Source organism: Moorena sp. SIO3B2 (genome assembly GCF_010692525.1).
GTDB classification, from domain to species: Bacteria; Cyanobacteriota; Cyanobacteriia; order Cyanobacteriales; family Coleofasciculaceae; genus Moorena; species Moorena producens.
This window is the reverse complement of record NZ_JAAHHE010000465.1, coordinates 1-4,169: the sequence shown is the minus strand read 5'-3', so window position 1 is coordinate 4,169 and position 4,169 is coordinate 1. Positions and strand designations below refer to the sequence as shown.

Sequence of the window (4,169 nt, the reverse complement as noted above, 5' to 3'; positions counted from 1 at the left end):
GCAAACTTATATTGGTCTGCCTCTTGACACCATTTTTCCACCTGCTCTGGTGTAGCCGTGGGAATAAGCAGGGCATGGTCGATTATGGGAGCAATATCAATGTCTGGATAGTCTATATCCATCGCTAGGCTTTTTTTGAGACTCCTATATCATTATTTATCAAAATTTATCAAAAAATTAAGATACTTAAGGAAAAATCAACCAACGCACAACTCTAACAGTTAACCGTCAAGCGCCAACCCTTAACCGTCAGATCACCCAGGTCAAACCCATACAGTTTCAGAAGAGTAATATTCAGGTAGACTTTAACTGTCCTATAGCCCTTGTTCACCATGGCAATTGATGTAGACCCAACTGCAAGCCTGATGGAACATTTCCGAGACTTAGATGATCCAAGAATTGAACATTTGGTGGAACATCGCTTGCTCGATATTCTAGCTGTAACAATTTGCGCTGTGATTTGTCTGGCCGAGAGTTGGGTAGATATTGAAAATTATGGTTTAGCCAAGCAACAGTTGTTGGAGGGCGTATCTTGGGTTAGCCAACGGCATTGCCTCCCATGACATAATTGCAAGAGTTTTTGTCCGACTTGAGCCACAACAATTGCAGCAGTGTTTTCTCAATTGGATTCAGGCAGTTGCCCAACTAAGCTGCGGTAGTGTAATAGCAATGGAATGGAAAAACCCTGCGCCATTCCGATGATACAGGTAGTAACCGTGGAGCCATTCATATGGTGAGTGCCTGGGAAGGGCATTGTAGGGGCGGGAGTTTTTTTCACAGCTTTCCTATGGTTTTGAGTGGCATCGCGCATCGCGCGAACGCTGGCTCCCACTCAGCTTTTTTTAATCCCTCAAGCATCCATCTGATAGACAGTTTGACAAAACAGTCACCACCTTTTGTCAGTCAGTCAGGTTTTTTAACTAGACTGTTCATATCTAAAATTATTTAATAAAATCGCTGTTCGCTATCATCTTACATCCAGGGGAACGCCATTTGTTTAAGTAGATCTATACCGACTATGAAACAGTCCTACAGCCCAGGGGTATAATGCGGGCAGAACAGTTAGAAAAAAATCCGACCCGAAAACCACAGAAAAGAGGGATGGTATTATGGCAAATCTCGGTAGGCACAAAGTCTTATCAAGGAAAGTACCAAACATCGGTCAGAAAAAGAGCATGTTTGAGGGAGGTAAATTTCCCCAGCCCAGTCAAAATGTAACAGCCACCTCAGCAACAACCGACTTATCCGACTACCGTCAACCACTGTCAGGGGCAATGATTGCCAAAGTAATGCGATCGCTGTCTACCTCAAATTCTCAATCCCTAGCAAACTATATAACAGATCAGCAGTTACAACCACCAAAGCCTCAGCAAAATGACCTTTATGGGCAAGGACTTGATCCCATCCCCACTCAGGAAGTACAACTGAAAGCTGATCCGGTGCAGCGATCGCCTCAACCACAGGAGCAATTACAGCAAGACCCAGCCACCGAAACCCCATCGGCATCGGTGGGGGATCCCGTGCTCCAAGGGAAAGGGGTAATGACAGGCGATCTCCAAGACAGATCTTCTCAGGAGCAGCGCCCCAACCTAACCGGCTTACCCGATCGCCTCAAAACAGGCATTGAAAACCTCTCTGGCTACTCGTCCGACTACCGTCAACCACTGTCAGGGGCAATGATTGCCAAAGTAATGCGATCGCTGTCTACCTCAAACTCTCAATCCCTAGCAAACTATATAACAGATCAGCAGTTACAACCACCAAAGCCTCAGCAAAATGACCTTGATGGGCAAGGAATTGATCCGATCCCCACTCAGGGAGTACAACTGAAAGCTGATCCCGTGCAGCGATCGCCTCAACCACAGGAGCAATTACAGCAAGACTCAGCCACCGAAACCCCATCGGCATCGGTGGGGGATCCCGTGCTCCAAGGGAAAGGAGAAATGACAGGGGATCCCCAAGACAGATCTTCTCAGGAGCAGCCCCCCAACCTAACCGGCTTGCCCGATCGCCTCAAAACAGGCATTGAAAACCTCTCTGGCTACTCGATGGATGATGTAAGGGTGCATTACAACTCGGATAAACCGGGACAATTGCAAGCCCATGCTTATGCCCAAGGGACGGATATTCATGTGGCTTCGGGGCAGGAGAAGCATTTGCCCCATGAGGCATGGCATGTTGTTCAGCAGAAACAGGGTCGGGTGCAACCGACATACCAGTACAAAGGGACGGTCATAAATGACGAGGCTGATTTGGAAAAAGAAGCGGATTTAATGGGACTAACTGCTCAGAATTACTCTAAGCAAAATCCTCCAAGAAAGAACCCAGAACAATCTGTATCCAACCCCGACGTATACCAATTAACGGGCTATGGTGCAGCAACACTGGGAGGAGGTTTTTTGATGGGGGTAGGGGCATTATTACAATATGGGTTAAGTTATGGGTTAAGTGCATATCGAGCTCGAAAACGGATAGAAAGCTTTGAAAGGAGTATGTCAAATTCCGGTTTTGTGGATAATGCTCGAAAAAGGGAACAGAACTTTGTCTTAGCCGCCTTGAAAGAAGGACTATCGGAAGAAGCAGCCAGACGGCTATACAAAATTAGCGGGGCAAATGCAAAGGACACCGTCACGGGATTTGATGTAGCTAGTGATAGACAACCATCCGTAGAAAATGCGATAGAATTTGTCAAAGGTGATACTCAGAGGAGTGCTTTTTACGTTGAGGTAGACATAAAAAACTTAGGAGGACTGAACAGTGTTTTAGGGCATAGTGGTGCCGATGAGGTATACAAGAAAATGGCCATTATCTGCGACAACCATGTAAAAAGCTTGGAGGAAAAAAACGCCCAGGTGGCTAGATTTAGGCATGGGGGGGATGAGTTTAGTTTTTTGGTAGTATCGCCAGACGGTTTAGTAGATGAAGGAGATGTTGAAACATCACTTAAGAAAGCGCAATCAAAAATCAAAGAAGAAGTTGAAGACAAAAAGATAGGCTCTTTCAACAAAAACCCAGAAGGCGACTACACAACAAATGATAAGCTGGCCATTATTGAGCACCCGAAACATAAGAACAATCACAGATATAATGGGACGGGAATTGTCTTTGGGGTCAGCCAGATCTTTCCTCAACATAAAACAGCTAGCGATGTTTACCAAGTAGCCGATATCAAGGTAGAAAAAAAGAAGCTCTCAGAAACGAAATAAAAACAGTGATTTTAGCACCCGAAACCTTGACCAGACCCTAGCCAAATCACTACATCTTTACAAGTAGCAGAAAGAAATAGTAAACTGTATCAGAGGAACAAACCATGTCAACTGAAGAGAGATTAAGAAGGTTAGGACTAGAGCATTTAAAAGACAAACCGGAAGAATTAGAGAAGGAACTAGAAAGACGATTGCTAGAAAGACAAAAACAGGAGGAGGAATGGCTATCCACGCGGAAAAAGCAACCCGACGACATAGATCAACCGGGAAACCTTACAGAAACAGAAGGTCAAACAAGCCAAGAGGCTCATGAGCAGACACAGAGCGACGGTTGACGGGATAGCAGATCAAGGAGAGTTGTTGCAGAGCAACCTACCGTAGGAAAAAACCTTTCAGTGGGATCTCTGATCAAGGTTGGTGCGTATGGGGAAGGGAAGCGCACCAACCCATCCCTAAACCAGTCGATCTCAAACCAGCTGATAATTTTTTTCCACTCTTTGAGATGTTGATTTAATTTCATCTCTCGACCTTGGCTGTTTACTCTTTTTTTGTTTTCCTTACTAGGAATCTAACAAAGCTACTTGTTAGATTCCTAGTAAGGCTAACAAAGATGCTTGTCACCCAGTCAGGTCAAAAACTTATCCGTTGCTTCGATCAAAGCACTGCGAATACCTGGTTCTGCCATGGAATGACCGGCATCAGGTACCACAATCAACTCAGCTTCTGGCCAAGCCTGATGTAATTCCCACGCTGATACCATCGGACATACCACATCATAGCGTCCCTGAACAATCACCCCAGGGATAGATTTAATTCGATCTACATTCCTCAGTAATTGGTCTTCTGGTTCAAAAAAGCCTTTATTGACAAAGTAATGACATTCAATTCTGGCAAACGCATCAGCAAATTCACCCTCACCAAACTTTTGGATCAGGGTTGGGTCTTGGAAGAGTTTACTGGTAC

The 4,169-nt window shown here is 45.1% G+C and carries 5 protein-coding genes and 1 pseudogene; 4 read left to right on the top strand and 2 right to left on the bottom strand.

The window, feature by feature from the left end; all coding sequences use genetic code 11:
• Nucleotides 1-122: pseudogene (locus F6K38_RS44570) on the bottom strand (deoxyribose-phosphate aldolase); the annotation flags it as partial.
• A 210-nt stretch (nucleotides 123-332) separates the two neighbouring features.
• On the opposite strand from F6K38_RS44570, the gene F6K38_RS36255 reads away from it, so the two are divergent.
• The 4 genes from F6K38_RS36255 (at nucleotide 333) to F6K38_RS36245 (ending at nucleotide 3,541) form a co-directional block, all read left to right on the top strand.
• Entirely contained in the window at nucleotides 333-563 is a 231-nt protein-coding gene (locus tag F6K38_RS36255) for a transposase family protein (RefSeq protein WP_071106793.1), read from the top strand.
• Nucleotides 550-702, top strand: a complete 153-nt coding sequence (locus F6K38_RS43730) for a hypothetical protein (RefSeq protein WP_083373969.1) — start codon at nucleotides 550-552, stop codon at nucleotides 700-702. Before F6K38_RS36255 ends, F6K38_RS43730 begins: the two co-directional genes overlap by 14 nt.
• Nucleotides 703-1,109: 407 nt before the next feature.
• Nucleotides 1,110-3,206, top strand: a complete 2,097-nt coding sequence (locus F6K38_RS36250) for an eCIS core domain-containing protein (protein ID WP_287359871.1) — start codon at nucleotides 1,110-1,112, stop codon at nucleotides 3,204-3,206.
• Between the two features lie 104 nt (nucleotides 3,207-3,310).
• The gene (locus F6K38_RS36245; protein ID WP_071106796.1) at nucleotides 3,311-3,541 is read left to right on the top strand and encodes a hypothetical protein; all 231 of its coding nucleotides are present in this window, start codon (nucleotides 3,311-3,313) and stop codon (nucleotides 3,539-3,541) included.
• A 290-nt stretch (nucleotides 3,542-3,831) separates the two neighbouring features.
• On the opposite strand, the gene F6K38_RS36240 is transcribed toward F6K38_RS36245, so the two are convergent.
• Nucleotides 3,832-4,169: alpha/beta hydrolase (locus F6K38_RS36240; protein ID WP_287359870.1), on the bottom strand; the 338-nt coding region annotated here is incomplete at its 5' end.